Below are 22,239 nucleotides of genomic sequence, written 5' to 3' on the forward strand. Positions count from 1 at the left end.
AGGGGTCCATGTATGAAGATTGCGGTTGTGACTGACAGCAACAGTGGAATTACGCAGAAACAGGCAGAGGAAATGGGGATCACGGTCCTTCCCATGCCGTTTATGATCGATGGAGAAACATATTTTGAAGATATAACCCTGACACAGGAGGAATTTTACGACCGGTTAAAGGGGGATGCGGATATTTCCACCTCCCAGCCGTCCCCGGCTGATGTGACCGGTCTCTGGGACCGGCTTTTAAAGGAGTACGATCAGGTGGTCCACATCCCAATGTCCAGCGGGCTTTCCAGCTCCTGTGAAACGGCCATGGCCTTATCCATGGACGAGGCCTATGAGGGAAAGGTATTTGTGGTGGACAACCAGAGGGTCTCCGTGACCCAGTACCAGTCGGTGAAGGATGCGCTGATGCTGGCCGCCCAGGGGGCTGACGGAGCAAGGATCAAGGAGCGTCTGGAGGAGACAAAGGGCGATTCGGTGATCTTTATCACAGTGGATACGCTTAAATACTTAAAAAAGGGCGGGCGGATCACCCCGGCGGCAGCAGCTCTGGGAACTCTTTTAAAGATCAAGCCGGTGCTCATCATCCTGGGTGAGAAGCTGGATGCCTTTGCCAAGGCCAGGACCATGAAGCAGGCCAGGACGCTGATGCTGAATTCCATCCAGAAGGAACTGGAGACCAGGCTCGGCGACAGCCAGTGCCAGTATTCGCATCTGGCCATTGCCCATACACAGAACGCAGAGGCGGCGGAGGAGTTCCGGAAAGAATTACAGGAAAAATATCCCAGTGCCGATATTATTGTGGCGCCGCTTTCCCTGAGCATCTCCTGCCATATCGGACCGGGAAGCCTGGCGGTGACCGCCACGAGAAAGATGGTAGAGGAATATGAAGTGGATCAGAAGCAGGATCGGGGAATTTTATCATAAGCATACGCCCAGCATAAGGGTTCCCATGCTGCTGTTCGTGGTGGCGGCCTGTATGATCCCGCTGCTTATCCAGGGACGGCTCATAGCCCAGTCCTCCAGGCAGATGCAGGTGGAGCGTCGGATCATCGACGTGCAGAACCAGTGCCAGATCCTGAGCAATAAAATGTCCAGAAACGGATATCTAGGCAATTCCGGCGTGGATACGTCGGGAACGGATACGGAGCTGTCCATGCTGGCCGATATCTTCAACGGCCGGATCCTCATTGTAAACTCCGGCTTCCGGATCGTGAAGGATACGTTTTCCCTGGCAGAGGGAAAGATCTGTATTTCCGACGAGACACTGCGCTGCTTCCAAGGCGAGACCACCAGCCGGTATGATACGGAAAAGCATTATTTTATCCTGGCGGTGCCCATTGCGGATACGGTCCAGACGGCGGATGCCAGGAAGAGTCCGAAAACGGCGGGCGTCATGCTGGTGACGGTATCCACAGAAAGCATGTTCAATATGGAGGAGGCGCTTCTGGATAAGGCATCCCTGTATCAGCTTACGGTGTTCATCCTCTGCCTGATCCTGGCGTTCTTTGCCGTCGGATTTTTCGTGAAGCCCTTCCGGGCCATTGTGAAATTCCTGGACCGGGTGGCAGAGGGGGGGCTGGATGAAGATATTGCGGAGGAATCCTACCGGGAGACAAAGCAGATCTCCAGGGCCATCAACAAGACCCTCCAGAGCCTGAAGGCTGTGGACCAGTCCAGGCAGGAATTCGTATCCAACGTGTCCCACGAGCTGAAAACGCCGATCACCTCCATCCGCGTTCTGGCCGATTCCCTTATGAGCATGGATGAGGTCCCCAAAGAGCTGTACCAGGAATTTATGGGCGATATTTCCGATGAGATCGACCGGGAGAGCAAGATCATCGATGATCTTCTGACTTTAGTGCGTATGGATAAATCCTCAGCAGAGATCAATATTACCCAGACCAATATCAACGCTCTGGTGGAGATGATCTTAAAACGGCTCCGTCCCATTGCCAGACGGCGGAACATTGAGCTGATCTTCGAGAGTATCCGGGAGGTAACGGCGGATATCGATGAGGTGAAGTTTTCCCTGGCCGTCAACAATCTGGTGGAAAATGCAGTCAAATACAACCGGGAGGACGGATGGGTGCGGGTCACTCTGGACGCGGACCACAAGTTCTTTTATATCAAGGTCTCGGATTCCGGCATCGGGATCCCGGAGGAATATAAGGAGCGGGTATTCGAGCGGTTCTACCGGGTGGATAAGGCCAGATCCCGGGAGACCGGCGGCACAGGCCTGGGACTTGCAATCACCAAAAGCGTGATCTTTATGCACCATGGGTCCATCCAGGTGGAGAGCAAGGAGGACATCGGCACCACCTTTACGGTGAAGATCCCGCTGATGTACATCCCGTCCACAGGAAAGGAGAAGCCATGAAGCAGTTAAGGATATTTTTTGCGGTTTCCCTTCTGGCAGTCCTGCTGGCTCTGTGCGGCGGCTGCAGGCGGACGGATGAAATACCGGAGGGAGTGCCGGAGTATACGGTATATTATCTGGATTCCCCGGGACTTAAGCTGGTGGGGAACAGCATCGGGATGGAAGGAACGGACCAGGAAGCGCTGGTCCAGGAGCTTCTTTCCAGAATGGAAACAGTCCCGGCAGAGCTGGACTGTCAGAGCGCCATTCCAGAGCGGGTGGAGACCATTACCTTCCGGATCGAAGAAAATGTGCTGTATCTGTTTGTGGATGCCAATTATGCGCTGATGGATTCAGTACGGGAGATCCTGTGCCGGGCGGCCCTTACGAAAACGCTGACTCAGATCCAGGGCATCGACTATCTGAGTATTTACTGTGCCGAGCAGCCCATTGTGGACGGCACAGGAAATCCTGTGGGGATGCTTTCGGCCTCAGATTTTGTTGAGGGGATCCGGGATGTGAACAGCTTTGAGAAAACGGAGCTGACCCTGTATTTTTCCAATGCTGCCGGAGACGGGCTGGTGGAGGAAAAACGGGAGGTGATGCGCAATACCAACACTTCCCTGGAAAAGCTCATAGTAGAGCAGCTGATCGAGGGGCCCAGGGAGCCGGATTCATATCCGACGCTTCCCCCGGATATGAAGCTTTTAAACGTGATGGTGAGTGAATCCGTCTGCTCCATCAATCTGGATTCCGCATTTTTGAACAATAGCCTGGAGGTGAGGGAATATATTCCCATTTATTCGATCGTGAATTCACTTTCAGAACTTCCCACGGTCAGCCGGGTGCAGATCCGCATCAATGGCTCCCAGGACGCGGTCTTCCGCGACAAGATCCCTTTAAATACGGTGTTTGAGAGAAATTTTGAATACATGGAGGGAGGAGAAAAAAATTAACAGGCCTTTGCTGTATGCAACGGGGGGACTGGTACTTGGAGAGACGATGGCCCTTTTTCTTACAGCAGACCAGGGGTTTTTCTGGCTGGCAGCCATGCTGGCTGTCCTTTGCTGCGCCCTGTCCGGAAGCTTCCGGAGGGGAGGAGCAGGGGGCGGAGGCGGGACGCCGGCTCTTTTTTTACACGGAAAGGCGGGACCATGGCTCCGGTATGGACTGACAGCGGCCGGATGTATCCTTCTGGGCTTTGGCCGTATGAAGCTGGAGATCCGGGAACGGATCCTGGAGGAGCAGACGGCCGCAGAGCGGGGAGAGGAGTCCCTGATCATAGCCGCCCAGGTGGAGGAGATCGGAGAGACAGACTACGGATACCGGCTCATGGTATCCGGCTGTGAGGAGTACGGACCGGAAGCCAGCAGGATCCCCCGGCGCATGTACTGCTATACGGATCGGGCAGATGGACTGAAAATAGGAATGAGGATCCGGGCAGAGGGGACCATGGAGGCTCCGGAGCCGGAACGGAATCCAGGCGGCTTCGATCACAGGTCCTTCTGCCGGGCGAAGGGGATCGGCGGGATCTTCCGGGCAGACCGGACAGCGCCGGCTGGCCCCGGATACAGCCGGTTCCGGGAGGGGATCTGTCAGATACGGCTCTGTCTGGAAAGACGTCTGGACCAGCTGGCTTCCGATACAGATGGAGGGATCCTGAAGGCAGTGCTCTTAGGAAACCGGTCTGATATGGACCAGGCGCTTTACGAGTTATACCGGAAAAACGGGATCTCTCATGTGCTGGCCATCAGCGGTCTCCATGTGTCCATCCTTGGACTTGGACTGTGGAAGGCCTTAAGAAGGTGCGGCTTTGGGTTTGCGGCGGCCGGCGGGGCAGCGGGAGCCTTTCTGTTCTGCTATGGGCTCATGACCGGCTTCGGGCCGTCGGTGGTGCGGGCTGCGGCCATGTGCGGGCTCTCTTTTCTGGCAGCCTTTCTGGGCCGGACCTATGACCTTATGTCAGCCTTGTGTATTCCAGCCCTGGCGCTTTTGTGGTCCCGGCCCTGTCTCCTGACCCAGGCGTCCTTCCAGCTTTCCTTTCTTGCAGCAGGAGCCGTGGCCTTTCCCGGCGGCTTCCTCATCCGGCGCTTTAAAGCCCGCGGCTTATTCCAGACGCTTCTTGTGAGCGCCTCTATCCAGGCGGCCACGGCTCCCGCCGTCCTGTATCACTCCTTTGAGCTTCCGCTATACGGGATCTTTCTGAATCTGTTAGTGATCCCTCTGATGACGTATGTGGTGGTTTCTGGCCTGCTGGGACTGGCGGCTTCCTTATTTTCCATGAAGGCGGGAGCCGCCCTTCTGGGAGGGGCCCACTATATCCTGGGACTTTATAAGGCCATGGGAGAGGGGACACAGAGGCTTCCAGGGGCCAGCCTGGTGGTTGGGAGGCCGTCTCTGGCGGCCATGGTCCTGTTTCTGGCCGGAGCTTTTCTGGGGATCCTTCTGGCTTCCCGGATCCTGGAACAGAGGCGGAGCCGGCCCCAGGCTTTCCTGATCCTGTGTCTTTTCTGGGCCGGGAGCGTGTTTTTCTTTTTTTCGCCGCCCCGGAAGGGGCTGTCTGCCGTATTTCTGGATGTGGGCCAGGGGGATGGGATCTTTCTGTCCTGCGGAGGAAGGACCATGCTGATGGACTGCGGCAGCAGCCAGGAAAAGGAACTGGGAAAGGACTGTCTGGTGCCCTTTTTAAAAAGCCGGGGCGTGGACCGGCTGGATACAGTATTCATCAGCCATGGAGACTGGGATCACATAAGCGGGATCCGGTATGCGCTGGAGGAGCCGGGCTGCGGGATCCGCATCGGCACGCTGGTGATGCCGGAGCCGGGAAAGGGAAAGGATGTTTATGCAGAGCTGGCCTGCCTGGCAGACAGCCGTGGGATCCCGGTGGTCTACGGAAAACGGGGAGATGAGTTTTCCGGGATCCTGGGACCGGAGGTTTCGATCCGCTGCCTTTCGCCGCCGGAGGGAGGGGACTATGGGGACCGGAACGATGAATCGCTGGTGACAGAGATCCAGTATGGGGATTTTCGTCTGCTGCTGACGGGGGATGTGGGAAAGGAGGGGGAGGAAAAGATGAGGGAGGCCGGCCTGCTGGCCCCGGTGACGGTGCTGAAGGCCGCCCATCACGGATCGGGAACCTCCTCCGGCCAGGAGTTTCTGAAGGCTGTGGATCCGGCCTTTGCGGTACTCTCCTGCGGCCGGGAGAACCGGTACGGCCATCCGTCTCCGGAGGTCGTAAAGGCCCTTAAGGAACAGGGGGCCCGGATCTGGGACACCCGGGAGCGGGGAGCCGTCATGGTCTGGACCGACGGCCGTACCATGGATATTTCCGGATATCTTGACAGCCGGAAGGGTATCTGATATCTTTAATATCATGACATCGGGGGCGGAAGCTCTCTGCCCCTGTGGATATCATATTATTTATGGAGGAAAGATCATGGGATTTTCAATGGACATCAGCGTGCCGGTGCTGACTGTATTTTTACAGGGACTGCTGAGCTTTTTCTCGCCATGCGTACTGCCGCTCCTGCCCCTTTATATCGGATATCTGTCCGGAGGGACCGCAAGGCGCGGAGAGGACGGACGGATCACATATGAGCGGAAGAAAGTGATGCTCCACACCGTATTTTTTGTGCTGGGGGTCAGCTCGGCATTTTTTATCCTGGGGCTGGGAGGCTCGGCCCTGGGCCGGTTCTTTAAGGGGAACCAGGCCATGTTCGCCAGGATCGGAGGGATTTTTGTTGCTGGCTTCGGCCTTTACCAGCTGGGGATCTTCGGACCATCCAGGCTCCTTTCCAGGGAGCACCGGCTGCCGTTTTCTGTGGGAACGGCTGCCATGTCTCCTGTAACAGCCTTTCTGCTGGGCTTTACCTTCAGCTTTGCATGGACGCCCTGTGTGGGACCGGCTCTGGCCAGCGTTCTTTTGATGGCAGCGTCGGCGGCCACCCAGGCCAGGGGCTTTCTCCTGATCGGAGTTTATACGGCCGGGTTCGTCCTTCCATTCCTGGCAGTGGGGATGTTTTCCACCACGCTTCTGGATGTGTTCAAACGCCATGGGAATGTGGTCACCTATGCAGCCAGGGCCGGAGCCGTGCTGATGATCCTCATGGGCGTGATGATGTTTACGGGAAAGATGAATTCCATCACCGGATATCTTTCCAGTCCCCAGACCGGAGCCGGGACCGTCGGCAAAGAGCAGGAGGAGGCTGGAGAAACGACAGATCCAGGGGCAGCCGGAGAGACGGCTGGGGGAACCGGAAAGCCGGGGGATGGACCGGAGACCGGAGAGACCCTGGAGAGCGCCGGAGAGACGGTGGCAGCAAAAGGCCCGGAGGAAACGGCCGGGGAAGGCTCTGGAGCCGGTGCGGATACGCTTCCGTCAGTGGATTTTACCCTTACGGACCAGTTTGGAAATTCCCATACCCTTTCAGATTATAAGGGAAAGACAGTATTTTTAAACTTCTGGGCTACCTGGTGTCCGCCCTGCAGGCGGGAGATGCCGGATATCCAGAAGCTTTATGAGAAATACCAGGCGGAGGAGGATCCAGAGGTGGTGATCCTGGGAGTTGCGGCTCCGGATTATGGAGACGAGGGCTCCAGGGAGGAGATCGCCCGGTTCCTGGAGGAAAACGGTTATACCTACCCGGTGGTCATGGACGAAGGCGGAGAGCTGTTTATGACATACGGCGTTTTTTCCTACCCCACCACCTTTATGATTGACCGGGATGGAAATGTATTCGGCTATGCCGCAGGCCAGCTGAGCATGGAAATGATGGAAAGCATCATCCGTCAGACGGTCACGGGAGTCCGGGAGCAGCCGGGCCAGTAAGAAGATGAAGGAAGTATGCCATGCAGACACTGAATCAGGATATAAAAGAGAAATCCTTTAAAAAGATCTATCTGCTCTACGGGGACGAGCCGTTTCTGGTGGGCAGCTATAAAAAGAAGCTGCGGGAGGCCATCACCGGCGGCGATACCATGAACTTCAACTATTTTGAGGGAAAAAACCCAGATGTGAAGGAGATCATCAGCCTGGCGGATACCATGCCGTTTTTTGCAGACCGGCGGCTGATCCTGGTGGACGGCAGCGGCTTTTTTAAGAGCGCCCAGGAGGAGTTGGCGGCGTACCTGCCCCAGATGCCAGATACCACCTGTCTGGTCTTTGCCGAGAGCGAGGTGGATAAGAGGAACCGGCTCTATAAAAGGGTAAAGGAGCTGGGCTACGCGGCGGAGCTCAATAAGCAGGATACGGCCCAGCTCATGCGGTGGGCCGCCGGGATCCTGGGCCGGGACGGAAGAAAGATCAGCCGTCCGGTGATGGAATACTTCCTGGAGCGCACCGGGGATGATATGGAAAACATCCGGATGGAGCTGGAAAAGCTGGTATGCTATACCATGGGCCGGGACGTGATCACAAAAGAGGACGTGGACGCAGTGGGAACGGTCCATGTGACCAGCCGGGTCTTTGATATGGTGGCGGCCATTGTAGCCGGGAACACGAAGAAGGCCATGGACCTTTATGAGGACCTCCTGACCTTAAAGGAGCCGCCCATGCGGATCCTGTTCCTCATTGCCAGGCAGTTCAACCAGCTCCTGCAGATCAAGGAGCTGACTGCCGCGGGAAAGGATAAGGGGGCCATGGCCTCGGCCCTTAAGGTGCCTCCCTTTGCCGTGGGAAAGCTTACGGCCCAGGCCAGGGCCTTCACAAGAGATCAGATCCTTTCCTGGGTCACGCTCTGCGTGGAGACAGAGGAGGCGGTGAAGACCGGCCGTCTGTCAGACCGCCTGGCGGTGGAGCTTCTGATTGCGCGGAGGACATAGAAAAAAGCAATAAAAAAACGCTTTTCCGACACACCACACGGAAAAGCGTTTTTACTTTACGAATTTATAAATTAAGATATCCAGCCTTCTTATTAAGCCATAGCGCTTACAGCTTTGGACAAACGGGATACTTTTCTGGAAGCAGTATTCTTGTGATATACGCCCTTGGAAGTAGCCTTGTCGATTTCGCTTGTAGCAGCAATGAGCGCAGCCTGTGCAGCAGCCTTGTCACCGGCGGTAATTGCAGCTTCAACCTTTTTCACATAAGTTTTTACCTTAGATCTGATCGCTTTGTTTCTGGCAGCCTTTGTTTCAGCTACTAAGATTCTTTTCTTTGCAGATTTGATATTAGCCAATCTGTACACCTCCACTATGATTAAAAAATATTCGCTGTTTGTTTTGCATCAAAGTCTGGACACGGACAGTTCAATGTAAACATACTCTTGTATTCTATCGGATTATTCCCGGGATGTCAATACATAAAATGTATTTTTCGAGGAAAAATAGAAAAAGATTGTGGTATTCAGACGCAGGAACATGATCCAGAAGTGAGCGGGGCTTTTGCGGAAAAAAATTTCCGACCGGCCCGCAGGAAGAACGGAAAAAGGAGAGATCGGTCATGGAACAGTGGAAAAAAAGCATATACACCGACCTGGCAGTGGAGGAAAGGGAGAGCTTCCCGGGCGACGGAGGAGAGATCCCCGGCGTGTCTCTCAGAGAATGGGAAAAGGAAGAGGCGGGCATCCATCTGACGGAGGTGGTCATAAAGACAGAGGAGGGGGCCGGGAACATGGGAAAGCCCATGGGGACCTATGTAACGCTGGAGGCATTGGCCCTGGCGGAGCGGGATGAAGATTTCCACCGGGAGGTATCCGAGGAGCTGGCGGCCAGGATCTCTGGTCTTCTGGCCCTTCATCAGATCGGAACAGGCGGAAATGGAAGAGCGCCGTCCATACTGGCGGTGGGGCTGGGAAACGAGAACGCCACACCCGACGCCCTGGGCCCTCTGGTGCTGAAGCATCTCCAGATGACCCGGCATCTCACCGGCGGCTGTGGGGAGGAATTTGCGGGAGGAAAAAAATATCCGGCCCTGAGCGGGATCATTCCCGGCGTCATGGCCCAGACGGGGATGGAGACGGCGGAGATCCTGAAGGGAGTGATCGCGGAGACGAGACCGGATGCAGTTTTGGCGGTGGACGCCCTGGCGGCCCGAAGCGTCCGGCGGCTGGGCGTTACGATCCAGCTTTCCGATGCGGGGATCCATCCGGGCTCCGGCGTGGGAAACCACAGGAACAGCCTGACCCGGGAGACTCTGGGAGTGCCGGTGATCGCCATCGGCGTGCCTACGGTGGTGGGGGCTGCGGCCATTGTCCACGACACGGTGGGAGCCCTGGTGGCGGCCTTGAAGGAGGGCGGGGAAGCCGGATATGGGGATATGGTGGAGCACATGGACGGCAGGGACCAGTACCAGCTGATCCGGGAGGTGCTGGAGCCCCAGATCGGCCCCATGTACGTGACGCCCCACAACATCGATGAGCGGGTGGAGAATCTCAGCTTTACCATCTCCGAGGCCATCCACATGGCCCTGTTTGGAGGGAACGGGTGACGGCTGTTTTCTGGTGATGAAGGGAGGGCGTCCCTCATAGAATAAAAGAAAGAAGGAAAAACGGGCGGCAGCCATGAGACGCAGATGGTATTATATCAAACGGGCCATACGGGCAGACCGCCCGTTTTTTGCGGCCGCAGCAGTCCTTTTCCTTATGGCGGCCCTGGCAGTGGGAAGCCGGGACTGGCTGGGGGCGGCAGTCTCCAGATACGGAGACCAGTACGGCCTTTCCATGGCCCGGACTGTGATGAAGGAATGGATCCCGGCGGCAGGGAGACAGAAGGAAAGAAGCGGTCCGGCAGCGCTGGAGCCGGTTCTGTTTTCCTATCTGAGATCCATGGAGACGGAAACGGCACCGGCGGCAGATCCGGCCTATGAAAAGATGACGGCCCGGAGAGAGGGAGCAGATCCCGGCAAAGGAGCTCAGCAGGAGACCGGAGAGGCCGGGAGACGGGAAGAAGCCGGGAGGCCGAAAGATGCAGACCAGGCGGGAGCCGAAGGTGCCGGACAGACCCATGAAGCCCCCGGCCAGGTCCAGGGAAACGGGGAAGCCAGTCCAGAGGAAGGTGAGGCTGCCGGTTCTTCCCAGGCCCTGGCCGGGACGGCGGGAGGCCGTTTTCCAGGGCTGGGGATCCGCATGGAAAAGCTGGCAGATTATGACTATATGATGCAGAATTTTTACAGCATCCATCCCACCACGACCGCAGGCCGGGAGCTTATGGACGCGGAGCATTTTCTGTCTATGGATCTTTCCCTGGACCTGGGGAATGGACAGGACGGCAGCACGGCGCAGACGGCTCCAAAGGAACCGCAGATCCTGATCTATCACACCCATTCCCAGGAGACCTTTTCCGATTATCCGGAAAATCCGGAGGCCACCATCACTGGAGTAGGCGCATACCTTTCAGAGCTTCTGGAGGGGAAGGGATATTCTGTGATCCATGACGACGGCGTTTATGACTACCGGGACGGGAAGCTGGACCGGAGCCGGGCCTATACATATGCCCTGGAGGGGATCCAGGGGATCCTGCAGAAATATCCTTCCATTGAGGTGGTGCTGGACCTCCACCGGGACGGGGTGGCTGAGGGGACCCGCCTGGTGACGGAGATCAACGGGAAGCCCACGGCAAAGATCATGTTTTTCAACGGAACCTCCCAGACGCCGGACGGTCCCATCGAATATCTGCCAAATCCCAACCGGGAGGCCAACCTGGCGTTCAGTTTTCAGATGCAGCTTAAGGCTGCGGGAATGTATCCGGGATTTACGAGAAAGATCTATCTCAAGGGACTGCGGTATAACCAGCACGTCCGGGCGCGCTCGGCCCTCATTGAGGTGGGCGCCCAGACGAACACGTATGAAGAAGCGAGAAATGCCATGGAGCCCCTGGCCCATATCCTGGACCAGGTGCTCAGGGGAAGCTGAATCAGTGGATCCGTTTTTCCCAGCCGCCAAAGAAATAAAAGAGGGCGGTGAGGAGAGAGCACATCATCCAGCCCAGGGGATAGCCGAAGCCCACCACGGCCGGAGTGTTGATGAATTGTGTGATAACGAACAGGTAGATCTGCCGGAACAGCACATAGGAAAAGAGCATGATGAACATGGGAGTCCTGGAATCCCCGGCTCCCCGCAGAGATCCGGAAAAGATCTGTGTGGCGCAGCAGGTGAAGGTCAGGGTACTGTTGGTACGGATGAACAGGGTCCCATAACGGATCACCTCTGGATCCTGGTTGAACATGGCCACAAACTGTCCGGCCGTAAGCCAGAGCACCGAGGCCATGGCGATGGTGATGGCCGTGGACATATAAAAGGCCGTCAGGGAGCCCCGCTTGGCCCGGGGGATGTTCCTGGCTCCGATATTCTGGCTCACGAAGGTGGTGGCTGCCTGGTTCATGCTCTGGAGCGGCAGGAAGATAAACTGGTCGATCTTCGTATAACAGCTCCATCCAGCCATGCAGGCGGAGCCGAAATAGTTGATATAGGACTGGACGTACACATTGGAAAAGCTGGTAAGGGACTGCTGGAGACCAGCGGGCAGGCCGATGGAAAGGATCTGCTTTAAGGTGTTTTTATCCACAGAAAGGTCTTTCCACACCAGACGGTAGCCGCCGTCGTCCATGGTCAGCACCGCAAGGACCAGGGCCGCCGACAGGAACTGGGAAATGATGGTGGCATAGGCCACACCGGCGATGCCCAGATGGAACACGATCACGAATACCAGGTCCAGCACTGTATTGAGGATACTGGAAAAGCAGAGGAACAGCAGCGGCCGTTTCGTATCGCCCACGGCCCGGAGCACGGCGCTTCCCATATTATAGACCAGCAGGCCGGCGATACCGGAAAAATAGATCCGGAGATACACCGAGGCTGACTCCAGGACGTCGTCTGGCGTGGACATGAACCGGAGCATGAGGGGGGCCAGGAAAATACCCAGGGCCGTAAACAGGATGCTGGCCAGAAAGGTGACCATGATGGTGGTCTCCACGGCCAGATGGAGCTTTTTGTCGTCGTGGGCCCCGTAATGGCGGCTGATGATGACGCTGGCGCCGATGGACGTTCCATTGAAGAACATGACCATGGTGTTGATGATGCTGGTGGTGGAGCCCACGGCCGCCAGGGCTTCTGTGCCCACAAAATTTCCGACCACCAGGCTGTCCACCGTATTGTAAAGCTGCTGGAACAGGTTGCCGATGAGAAGCGGAACGGCAAAGGAGAGCAGCAGCTTCCAGGTGGAGCCGGTGGTCATGTCCATGCTCTTTGACGATAGTTTTTTCGGGTGCATGACGATCCTCCTCGTATAGAATAAATGAAGATATCTTACTATTATGATAAAACCAAGTAAGAAGAATGTCAAATAAATATTCTGTCTGTTTAATAGCCGCCTCCAGGGATGCCGGATCCTGCGGAAACCCTTGCGCGGATGCGGAAAAAATGGTATATTTGGCGTAAGAAATTTTAGAAAAGAGGAACATAAATGACGGCTGTCGATCAGAGCAGAATCAGAAACTTTTGCATCATTGCCCATATTGACCACGGCAAGTCAACGCTGGCGGACAGGATCATCGAAATGACAGGGCTGCTGACCAGCAGGGAGATGCAGGCCCAGATCCTGGACAATATGGATCTGGAGAGAGAGAGGGGCATCACCATCAAGTCCCAGGCCGTGCGGACGGTATATAAAGCAAAAAACGGAGAAGAATATATTTTCAACCTTATTGACACTCCCGGACACGTGGACTTTAACTACGAGGTGTCCCGGAGCCTGGCGGCCTGCGACGGAGCCATCCTGGTGGTGGATGCGGCCCAGGGGATCGAGGCCCAGACCCTGGCCAACGTGTATCTGGCCCTGGACCACGATCTGGATGTGTTCCCGGTGATCAACAAGATCGACCTTCCCAGTGCCGATCCCGACCGGGTGGCGGAGGAGATCGAGGACGTGATCGGCCTGGAGGCCCACGACGCTCCCAGGATCTCAGCCAAAAGCGGTTTAAATGTGGAGGATGTGCTGGAGGCCATTGTGGAAAAGATCCCGGCTCCGGAGGGAGATCCTGAGGCTCCCTTACAGGCGCTGATCTTCGACTCCGTTTATGATTCCTACCGGGGAGTCATCGTATTCTGCCGGATCAAGGAGGGAACTGTAAAACGTGGGACCCCCATTAAGATGATGGCCACCGGCGCGTCCTATGACGTGGTGGAGGTGGGATACTTCGGCGCAGGCCAGTTCATCCCCTGTGAGGAGCTGTCCGCCGGTATGGTGGGCTACATCACTGCCAGCATCAAAAATGTCCGGGATACCCGGGTGGGCGATACCATCACCGACCGGTCCAATCCCTGTAAGGAACCCCTTCCGGGCTATAAGAAAGTGACCCCCATGGTATACTGCGGCCTGTATCCGGCAGACGGAGCCAAGTACCCGGAGCTGCGGGATGCCCTGGAAAAGCTCCAGCTAAACGACGCATCCCTGTTTTTCGAGCCGGAGACCTCGGTGGCCCTGGGCTTTGGCTTCCGCTGCGGCTTCTTAGGCCTGCTCCACCTGGAGATCATCCAGGAACGGCTGGAGCGGGAATACAACCTGGACCTGGTGACCACGGCCCCCAGCGTTGTGTACCGGATCCACAAGACCAACGGCGAGGTCATCGACCTGACCAATCCCACCAATATGCCGGATCCCTCGGAGATCGAATATATGGAGGAGCCGGTGGTCACTGCGGAGGTAATGGTGACCACGGAATTTGTGGGCGCCATTATGCAGCTCTGCCAGGAACGCCGGGGCGTATACCTGGGGATGGAGTATATTGAGGCCACCAGGGCCCTTCTGAAATATGAGCTGCCTCTCAATGAGATCATATACGACTTTTTCGACGCCTTAAAATCCAGATCCAGAGGCTATGCGTCCTTTGACTATGAGCTGAAGGGCTATGAACAGTCGGAGCTTGTGAAGCTGGACATCCTCATCAACCGGGAAGAGGTGGACGCTTTATCCTTCATCGTCTTCGAGGGCTCTGCCTATGAGAGAGGAAGGAAAATGTGCGAAAAGCTGAAGGATGAGATCCCGAGACATCTGTTTGAGATCCCGATCCAGGCGGCTGTGGGAGGCAAGATCATTGCCAGGGAGACTGTAAAGGCCGTCCGCAAGGATGTTCTGGCCAAGTGCTACGGCGGCGATATTTCCCGTAAGAAGAAGCTTCTGGAAAAGCAGAAGGAAGGAAAGAAGCGGATGCGCCAGGTGGGCAATGTGGAGATCCCGCAGAAGGCCTTTATGAGCGTATTGAAGCTGGATGAGGAGTAAACATGCGTCTGACCACACTATGCTATCTGGAACAGGACGGGAAATACCTGATGCTGCACCGGATCGTGAAGAAAAATGATGTAAATAAAGATAAGTGGATCGGCATCGGCGGGAAATTTGAGCCCGGCGAGAGTCCGGAGGACTGTGTGCTGAGGGAAGCCCGGGAGGAAACGGGCTTCCTTCTTACCAGTTACCGGCTAAGAGGGATCGTGACCTTCCTGTTTAATGACCAGGAGGCGGAATACATGTTCCTCTATACGGCTGACGGTTTCACAGGCCAGCCGGTCTCCTGTGATGAAGGGACCCTGGAGTGGGTACCAAAAGAGGAGATCGACCGTTTAAACCTGTGGGAAGGCGACCGGATCTTTTTCAGGCTCATGGATGAAGGGGAGCCGTTCTTTTCCTTAAAGCTTCATTATTATGGGAACCGGCTTTCGGAGGCGGTCTTAAATGGCGTGCCCATGGAACTGCTGGATGTGCTGGATGAAGGCGGAGATCCCTCGGGACTGGTGCGGGAGCGGTCCATGGTCCATGAACGGGGCGATTATCACAGGACCAGCCATGTGTGGGTGGTCCGGGAAAAGCCAGACGGCAGCCATGAGGTGCTGCTCCAGAAGCGCAGCAGCAGGAAGGATTCCTTTGCGGGCTGCTACGATATTTCCAGCGCCGGCCATATTCCGGCGGGAGACGGATACCTCCAGTCAGCCAGACGGGAGCTTAAGGAGGAGCTGGGGATCACCGCTTCGGAGGAAGAACTGGAATTTGCCGGTTTTTTTGAGAGCCAGTATGAGGGGGACTTTTACGGAAAGCCCTTTATCAACCGCGAAAAGGCTGCGGTCTACGTTTACAGAAGGCCGGTGGAGGCGGAACGCCTGGAGCTCCAGGCCGATGAGGTGGAATCTGTCCGGTGGATGGATCTGGAGAAGGCCTGCCAGGCAGCAAAAACACAGGCGGACGGCTTCTGTTTACAGGAAGGAGAGCTGCTGCTCTTAAAAAAATGGCTCTCGGAGCATACAGAAAGATCCGGCGGGACATCAGGGCCGGAGGCAGATTAGGAGGACGGAGAAGCGATGGAACTATATGTACACATTCCGTTCTGTGTAAAAAAATGTGCCTACTGTGATTTTCTTTCCTTTCCCCAGGGGGAGGAGATCCAGAGGCGGTATGTGGAAAAGCTGATGGAAGAGATAAGGACAGTCAGTGCCGGCTTTCATGATACACCGGTTTCGTCGGTGTTTGTGGGAGGCGGCACTCCGTCTGTTTTAAAGGCCCGGTGGATGAAGGAGCTCTTCGACTGTCTGCGGGCCTCCTTTCATATAGAAGAAACGGCTGAGATCTCCATGGAGGCCAACCCTGGGACCGTGGACCGGGAAAAGCTCCGGATCTACCGGGAGGCCGGGATCAACCGGTTAAGCTTCGGCCTCCAGTCGGCGGATAACAGGGAATTAAAGGCCCTGGGACGGATCCATACCTGGGAGGAGTTTCTGGAAAGCTTCCGGCTGGCCAGGGAGGCCGGTTTTTCCAACCTCAATGTGGACCTCATGTCCGCCCTGCCGGGACAGACGGTGGAAAGCTGGATGGATACGCTGAAAAAAACAGCAGACCTGGACCCGGAGCATATTTCCGCGTATAGTCTGATCATCGAGGAAGGCACCCCCTTTTTTGAAGCATACGGAAATGGGCGGGGGGACGGGATCCTTCCGGATGAGGATGCGGAGCGGGAGATGTACCACCGGACCCGGGAGTTTTTAAAGGACCGGGGCTATGAACGGTACGAGATCTCCAATTATGCCAGACCTGGAATGGAATGCCGTCACAATCTCGGATACTGGACAGGGGTTTCCTACCTTGGGCTGGGACTGGGAGCCTCCTCTTATGTGAATGGATGCAGGTTCTGCAATGAACGGGACCTGGGGATCTATCTGGGAGAGAAGCCCGGAAAGCGGCTGGACCAGGAGATCCTGACGAAAAAGGATATGGAGGAGGAATTTTTTTACGTGGGCCTGAGACTGGTCCAGGGCGTTTCCCTAAAGGAATTTGAAGAGCGGTTCGGGGAGCGGGCCCAGGACGTTTATCCCGGTCTCATGGAGCGGCTGGAGAAGGAGGGAGCCGCCGTTCTTTCAGACGGCAGGTTCCGGCTGACGGATTATGGCATGGATGTGAGTAATTATGTAATGGCGGAATTTTTGCAATAATTGAAGAATACTGGAATTTTTGCCATAAATATCCAATTAAAAAACAAATAATATGTAAAAAGACTATCGGTTTTTGCATTTTTATGTTAAAATTTGTATATGAGATTTTTTATTATTTCAGGGGGAAAGACTTATGGCAAAAGAAATGATTGCAATGCTGCTTGCCGGCGGCCAGGGCTCCCGTTTATATGCCCTGACCCAGAAGCTGGCAAAACCGGCAGTTCCCTTTGGCGGAAAGTACAGAATCATTGACTTTCCGCTGTCGAACTGTGTCAATTCCGGGATCGATACGGTGGGGATCCTGACCCAGTACCAGCCTATGGTATTAAATGAATACATCGGCAATGGGCAGCCCTGGGATCTGGACCGTCTTTATGGAGGTGTCCATGTGCTGCCGCCGTATCAGAAGGCCTCCGGCTCTGACTGGTACAAGGGAACCGCCAACGCGATCTACCAGAATATTCCGTTCATTGAAAGATATGATCCCCAGTATGTGATCATCCTTTCCGGAGACCAGATCTGCAAACAGGATTACAGCGATTTCCTTCGGTTCCACAAGGAAAAGAATGCAGAGTTCAGTGTGGCTGTCATGGAGGTTCCGTGGGAGGAGGCATCCCGGTTCGGACTGATGGTGGCTGATGAAAACGATAAGATCACTGAATTCCAGGAAAAGCCCAAAAATCCCAAATCCAACCTGGCATCCATGGGTATCTATATTTTCAACTGGGATGTGCTGAAGAAGTACCTGATCGAGGACGAGGCAGATCCTGATTCTGAAAACGATTTCGGCAATAACATCATTCCCAATCTGTTAAAGGACGGAAGAAATATGTACGCCTACCATTTTGACGGCTACTGGAAGGATGTGGGGACCATCTCCTCTCTCTGGGAGGCCAACATGGAGGTCCTGGACCCGGAGCACAGCGGCATCAATCTGTTTGATGAAAACTGGAAGATATACAGCCGCAACAGCGGTATGACCGGTCATAAGATCGGAAATAAGGGGCTGGTGGAAAATTCCATGGTCACCGACGGCTGCCGTGTGGACGGCCATGTAAAGCACTCCATCCTTTTTGCCGGCGTTAAGGTGGAAGCCGGAGCGGAAGTGGAGGATGCTGTGGTCATGGGCGGCTCTGTGATCCAGGCAGGAGCCGTGGTGAAGCACTGTATCGTGGCGGAAAACGTGACCATTGGAAAGAAGGCAGTGGTGGGAGCCATGCCCAAGGACGGAGAAAAGGGCGTCGCTACTGTGGGCTCCGGCGTTGTGATCGGAGACGGGGCCATCGTGGGTCCCAATGCCATGGTCAATAAAAATGTAGAAGGCGGTGAAGAACAATGGTAAATTCCAACGTAGATGCTCTGGGAATCCTTTTCCCCAACAGTTATGACAGCTTTGTACCGGAACTGGTGGCCGAGCGGTCCATGGCCTCGATCCCCTTTGCAGGCCGTTACCGGATGGTGGACTTTTTATTATCCAGTATGGTAAACTGCGGGATCGACAATATCTCCATTATCGTGCGTCAGAATTACCATTCTCTTATGGATCACCTGGGCTCCGGCCGTGAATGGGACCTGGTGCGGAAAAACGGAGGTCTCAATATCGTTCCTCCCTATGCGGAAAAGCACATGAAGATCTATAACGGCCGTGTGGAAGCCCTGGCCAGCATTCTTCCCTTCTTAAAGGAGCAGAAGGAAAAATATGTGGTCATGGCCGATACCAACATCGCCGCCAGCTTTGATTTCAATGCCCTTTTAAACGCCCACAAGGAGAGCGGGGCGGACGTGACCATCGTTTACAAAAAGGAAAAGCTGCCGGAAAGCGCGAGAAAATCCGATGTGGTGAAGGATCTTTACTATACCCTGGGCCTGGAGGGCAGCAAGGTGAGAAAGATCTATATGAATTCCCAGGAAGAGGGGATCCAGAACTTCTCCATGAACATCTATGTGATGGAACGGGAGCGGCTGATCAATGAGATCAACACGGCCTTTGTCCGCGGCTATACATATTTCGAGAGAGACATCCTGGCAAACCAGCTGGGCAAGATGAAGGTCATGGCCTATGAATATACAGGCTATGCCGCCAGGATCTGTGATGTGCGCAGCTATTTTGACGAGAATATGAAGCTTCTGGAGGATGAAAATCTGGATGCCTTATTCTCCGGAAACCAGATCCACACCAAGATCCGTGACGACAACCCGACCCGCTACATCAACGGCGCAAAGGCAAAGAACGTGCTGGTGGCCGACGGCTGTGTTATTGAGGGAGAGGTGGAAAACTGCGTTCTCTTCCGGGGCGTGAAGGTGGCCAGGGGCGCCAAGGTAAAGAACTGTGTGCTGATGCAGGATACAGTGGTCCAGGAGGGGGCCAGACTGGAGTATGTGATCACCGATAAAAATGTGACCATATCCGTGGGCAAGGAGCTTTACGGCACCGACAGCTTCCAGGTATACGTGGCCAAATACCAGACCGTGTAGGCGGATGACAGATAAATAAAAAGCTCCCCCGGAGCGGCTTTCCATTGGGCCGTTCCGGGGGAGCTTTATGCGTCCAGAAGAAGTTTTCCGGGCTATTGCTTTTTGATCTCTGTGATCTCAGCCACAGCCGCGGGCTTTTCATCCTCCGTATAGGTAAAGGAGATCCGGTCGCCGGATTCCAGGAACGGAAGATTTTCATTTAAGGTCACCATGGCGGCATAGACCGTATCGCTTCCGGTGAGGGTGAAGTAATAGCAGGTATTGCCGGAAACGACCACACTGGCCACCGCGTCCACGGTTCCGGCCTTTTCCAGGGCGTCCATGGAGCCGCCGGTCTCCACATCCTCCAGGTTCAGGGCGGTACGGTAGTTTTTCCGGGCCTCGTCGATGGTCTGTCCGGTGCCTACGATCTGGTACTGCTCCACATCTACGAAAGCATACATTTTCACAAGCCCCGCGTCATCCTTTAAGGAGATGAAGTAGGTGGGCCGGTCGGAAACGTTTAAGAGCAGAGGGAAGGTGGCTGAGTACTTTAAGTGCTGGACCTGTCCCTGGGCCGAAGCCATGGCGGATGCCTCGGTAGCGCCGGGAACCGCATAAAATTTTGTAGCCTTGGTCCGGAGGTTCACCAGCACAAAGCCGATGTTGGACTGGTCTCCGGTGACAGAGGACATGCCTGTATAAAGGTAGACATCGTCGTCCAGGGCCAGATAGTTGTAGCCGTAGGTGGTGCGGCGCACGTTTTTCTGTCCGAAGATGGAGTTGATGTAGCCATTCTGGAACAGGCCGTTGTCGTCCAGCTGGGAGATGATTAGGTCGGAATCATAAAGCTGGTCGATCCACTGGGGAACCTGGTCCTTCTCATAATAATTGGCCTCTCCGGTAACGGCATTCACAAGGATGGCTCCGTCGATGTCCTTTCCGTTCCACCAGCCGATGCGGTACTGGATGGTGGGCGCCACCCAGTAAGGCGTTCCCTCGTCGTCGATCTCAAAGGAGACCTCTTCAAACATTTTTGTAGGATAGAGGAAGCGGATATGGCGGTAGATGTTCCGGAAGAAGTACTCGCTGGGAGAGTATTTCATTCCATTTTCCAGCCATACCAGGTCCGTCTGCTGGGTCACCATGTTCACGGTGATATAGGCGGGGAGTCCCTTTTTCTGGTTATAGAGCCATTTAATGGGATCGGCGTAGGACAGGGGAGTCACCCGGAAGGGGACACCGTTGTAGTTGATCTGGGTGTAGTTGTTTTCAATCTCAAACTGGGATACCAGCTCGGTCATTTCTCCCAGCTTCCGGCTTCCCAGGCGGGTGGCCGTATCCTTATCCACCACCGGGATCTGGTTCATACTGATCTCAGCCACATCGGCAGAAAAATCTCCGGTCTCCATCTGGATCAGATCCCGGTACCGGGTGGCGTTGAAAAACGGGATGCCAATGGCTGTGGCGATCACCATCAGGACAATGAGGATTCCGATGAAGCCAAAGCCGATCTTCAAGGGCCTGGCCAGGGATCGGCGGGGAGTTACCTCGTCCGGTTCCCGCTCCTCGGTCTCAAACTGGATCTGACCGGTGAGAGGGTTCTGGCGGACGCGGACATTGGTGCGGCTTCCCAGGCCTGACAGGAATTCCTTCATATAGGTGATGAAATTTACAGTCAGGATAATAAGAGTGGACAGGATCAGAAAAATGATAAAATCCTGGCTTTTTAAGTTAATGGCCGGAAGCATCGTATAATATAGAAGAAAGATGATAACGGCAGAAACCAGGATCCCTCCGAACACGGAGAAAAAGCTTCTTTTTTTCATAATGCGAACGTATTTGTTCCCCTTTCTGTGTGATAAATTCCGGGGGCGTACCGCTTATGGGCGTGCGCTCCCGGAATCTGGATTTTCTTATTATACCATTCTTACCATTTTTCTTCAATTAAACATCAGTTTCTTATGAATTTTTAGAGAATTTTAAGAATTGGATCAGATACCAGTGGCTTACTCCTGGATCAGAAATACCTCGGCGGAGGAGGTGCCATGGGTCCTTGTCTCTGCATGGGTATTGTAGTAAACGTCGATGTGATGGCCCTTTACGGCTCCGCCGATGTCTTCAGCCACGTATTCCTGGCCGTTGATGAGAAGGCGGCTTCCGATGGGAATGACCCTGGGATCCACAGCTACTGTGTGACTGGCAGTGGCAAGGGCCCCGGAGCTGGTGCGCCGTCCCCAGCCCTCGGAGCAGATCCGGCAGGGGCAGTAGGCGGTGAGCTTGAAATTTCCCAGAGGGACCAGGCTCCGGTAGGGGGAAGCCGCCGCGTCTCCGGATGCATAACGCAGCTTTCTGGAGATGACCGTGTTCCCGGAGGAAAGACTGATAATATAAGAAGAGGGAGGGAGGGAATCCCAGTCGATCTCCACATGGAACCCGTAATTTCCGGTCCCCATGCCGTCCTCGGTCAGATCACCGCGGTATTCGGAGGCCAGAACGGATACGGCTGCCGCCACCTGTCCGCTGTGTTCGTCTGTGACGGTAACAGTGACGGTCTGGCTTTCCTCCGGTTTTCCGGAATCCCAGAGCCAGCCGGATACGGCCTTTCCCTCTACGCTGTCTAAGTGTCCATTTATCTTTGAAGTACCAGCCAGGGCCATGACACAGTTGACTGCGGTAAAGAGCATTACCAGCAGAAGACCGGCCATAAGTCTTGTTTTTTTCATGTTTACAACATCCTTTCTTTTATGTTACATTCATTAAAAAAGTATGATGCGAATGTAACAAAAATGTAACAAATTGGAAACAAAGCTATATTTTACATATTTTTTCCGTTTTGTCAACCCCCGGAGGCGGAAACGCTTTCCGGCGTTTCCTGGGAAAAAACTGGAAAACCATGGAAAACAAAGGCTTTGGGCCGGATGGGGCAGAATGAAAAAAATCTTGAAATGAAAGGAAGAATGTGGTACAATGTCCTTGTGGAACAGACAAAACAAAACTAAATGTATTTGGTGGAGGGAC

17 protein-coding genes are annotated in these 22,239 nt (G+C 54.9%); 13 read left to right on the forward strand and 4 right to left on the reverse strand.

The genetic code is table 11. The features are described 5' to 3' along the window. The first annotated feature begins 12 nt into the window (after window positions 1–12). The 6 genes from ACI6NM_RS00405 (at window position 13) to holA (ending at window position 8,176) form a co-directional block, all read left to right on the forward strand. Window positions 13–924, forward strand: a complete 912-nt coding sequence (locus tag ACI6NM_RS00405) for a DegV family protein (RefSeq protein WP_215653628.1) — start codon at window positions 13–15, stop codon at window positions 922–924. Next, window positions 884–2,377 (forward strand): sensor histidine kinase, encoded by a 1,494-nt coding sequence (locus ACI6NM_RS00410; protein WP_022273144.1) that lies wholly within the window; start codon window positions 884–886, stop codon window positions 2,375–2,377. The genes ACI6NM_RS00405 and ACI6NM_RS00410 overlap by 41 nt, the downstream gene beginning before the upstream one ends. Next, the gene (locus ACI6NM_RS00415) at window positions 2,374–3,312 is read left to right on the forward strand and encodes a GerMN domain-containing protein (RefSeq protein WP_158359343.1); all 939 of its coding nucleotides are present in this window, start codon (window positions 2,374–2,376) and stop codon (window positions 3,310–3,312) included. Before ACI6NM_RS00410 ends, ACI6NM_RS00415 begins: the two co-directional genes overlap by 4 nt. Before the next feature lie 46 nt (window positions 3,313–3,358). After that, window positions 3,359–5,716 carry a DNA internalization-related competence protein ComEC/Rec2 gene (locus ACI6NM_RS00420; RefSeq protein WP_262427494.1) on the forward strand — a complete coding sequence of 786 codons (2,358 nt, stop codon included), beginning with the start codon at window positions 3,359–3,361 and terminating at the stop codon, window positions 5,714–5,716. 76 nt (window positions 5,717–5,792) lie between these two features. Beyond that, a complete protein-coding gene (locus ACI6NM_RS00425) occupies window positions 5,793–7,184 on the forward strand; it encodes a cytochrome c biogenesis protein/redoxin (RefSeq protein WP_262427495.1) in 1,392 nt (463 codons plus the stop codon). Between the two features lie 20 nt (window positions 7,185–7,204). Continuing rightward, window positions 7,205–8,176, forward strand: a complete 972-nt coding sequence (gene holA / locus ACI6NM_RS00430) for a DNA polymerase III subunit delta (RefSeq protein ID WP_158359339.1) — start codon at window positions 7,205–7,207, stop codon at window positions 8,174–8,176. A 92-nt stretch (window positions 8,177–8,268) separates the two neighbouring features. Here the strand turns inward: holA and rpsT are convergent, their stop codons facing one another. Further along, a complete protein-coding gene (gene rpsT / locus ACI6NM_RS00435; protein WP_022273173.1) occupies window positions 8,269–8,532 on the reverse strand; it encodes a 30S ribosomal protein S20 in 264 nt (87 codons plus the stop codon). Window positions 8,533–8,795: 263 nt separating this feature from the next. Here rpsT and gpr point away from each other — a divergent pair, with 263 nt between their 5' ends. Together gpr and spoIIP are read left to right on the forward strand one after the other, a co-directional pair. Then, on the forward strand, window positions 8,796–9,782 hold the full coding sequence (gene gpr, locus ACI6NM_RS00440; protein WP_158359338.1) for a GPR endopeptidase: 987 nt from the start codon (window positions 8,796–8,798) through the stop codon (window positions 9,780–9,782). A gap of 73 nt (window positions 9,783–9,855) precedes the next feature. After that, complete coding sequence (gene spoIIP, locus ACI6NM_RS00445; RefSeq protein WP_262427496.1) at window positions 9,856–11,205, forward strand: stage II sporulation protein P; 1,350 nt, start codon at window positions 9,856–9,858, stop codon at window positions 11,203–11,205. Window position 11,206: 1 nt separating this feature from the next. On the opposite strand, the gene ACI6NM_RS00450 is transcribed toward spoIIP, so the two are convergent. After that, window positions 11,207–12,805, reverse strand: a complete 1,599-nt coding sequence (locus ACI6NM_RS00450; RefSeq protein WP_262427497.1) for an MATE family efflux transporter — start codon at window positions 12,803–12,805, stop codon at window positions 11,207–11,209. On the opposite strand from ACI6NM_RS00450, the gene lepA reads away from it, so the two are divergent. From lepA to glgD, 5 genes are all read left to right on the forward strand, one after another. Beyond that, window positions 12,755–14,569: a translation elongation factor 4 gene (gene lepA, locus ACI6NM_RS00455; protein ID WP_022273178.1), complete on the forward strand. Its 1,815-nt coding sequence runs from the start codon at window positions 12,755–12,757 to the stop codon at window positions 14,567–14,569. The genes ACI6NM_RS00450 and lepA overlap by 51 nt on opposite strands. 2 nt (window positions 14,570–14,571) lie before the next feature. Further along, window positions 14,572–15,624 carry an NUDIX domain-containing protein gene (locus tag ACI6NM_RS00460; protein ID WP_262427498.1) on the forward strand — a complete coding sequence of 351 codons (1,053 nt, stop codon included), beginning with the start codon at window positions 14,572–14,574 and terminating at the stop codon, window positions 15,622–15,624. Window positions 15,625–15,639: 15 nt separating this feature from the next. Next, window positions 15,640–16,764, forward strand: coding sequence for a radical SAM family heme chaperone HemW (gene hemW, locus ACI6NM_RS00465; RefSeq protein ID WP_262427499.1), 1,125 nt, complete (start codon window positions 15,640–15,642; stop codon window positions 16,762–16,764). A gap of 133 nt (window positions 16,765–16,897) precedes the next feature. Then, complete coding sequence (locus tag ACI6NM_RS00470) at window positions 16,898–18,106, forward strand: glucose-1-phosphate adenylyltransferase (RefSeq protein ID WP_022273180.1); 1,209 nt, start codon at window positions 16,898–16,900, stop codon at window positions 18,104–18,106. Beyond that, window positions 18,100–19,239, forward strand: a complete 1,140-nt coding sequence (gene glgD, locus ACI6NM_RS00475; protein WP_158359329.1) for a glucose-1-phosphate adenylyltransferase subunit GlgD — start codon at window positions 18,100–18,102, stop codon at window positions 19,237–19,239. The genes ACI6NM_RS00470 and glgD overlap by 7 nt, the downstream gene beginning before the upstream one ends. Window positions 19,240–19,331: 92 nt before the next feature. Here the strand turns inward: glgD and ACI6NM_RS00480 are convergent, their stop codons facing one another. Further along, window positions 19,332–21,047, reverse strand: coding sequence for a CvpA family protein (locus ACI6NM_RS00480; RefSeq protein ID WP_262427500.1), 1,716 nt, complete (start codon window positions 21,045–21,047; stop codon window positions 19,332–19,334). Between the two features lie 180 nt (window positions 21,048–21,227). Next, the gene (locus ACI6NM_RS00485) at window positions 21,228–21,944 is read right to left on the reverse strand and encodes a 3D domain-containing protein (RefSeq protein ID WP_262427501.1); all 717 of its coding nucleotides are present in this window, start codon (window positions 21,942–21,944) and stop codon (window positions 21,228–21,230) included. Between the last annotated feature and the right edge of the window lie 295 nt (window positions 21,945–22,239).

Source organism: Pilosibacter sp. YYHA0881, from assembly GCF_051602715.1.
Lineage (GTDB): Bacteria > Bacillota > Clostridia > Lachnospirales > Lachnospiraceae > Alitiscatomonas > Alitiscatomonas aceti.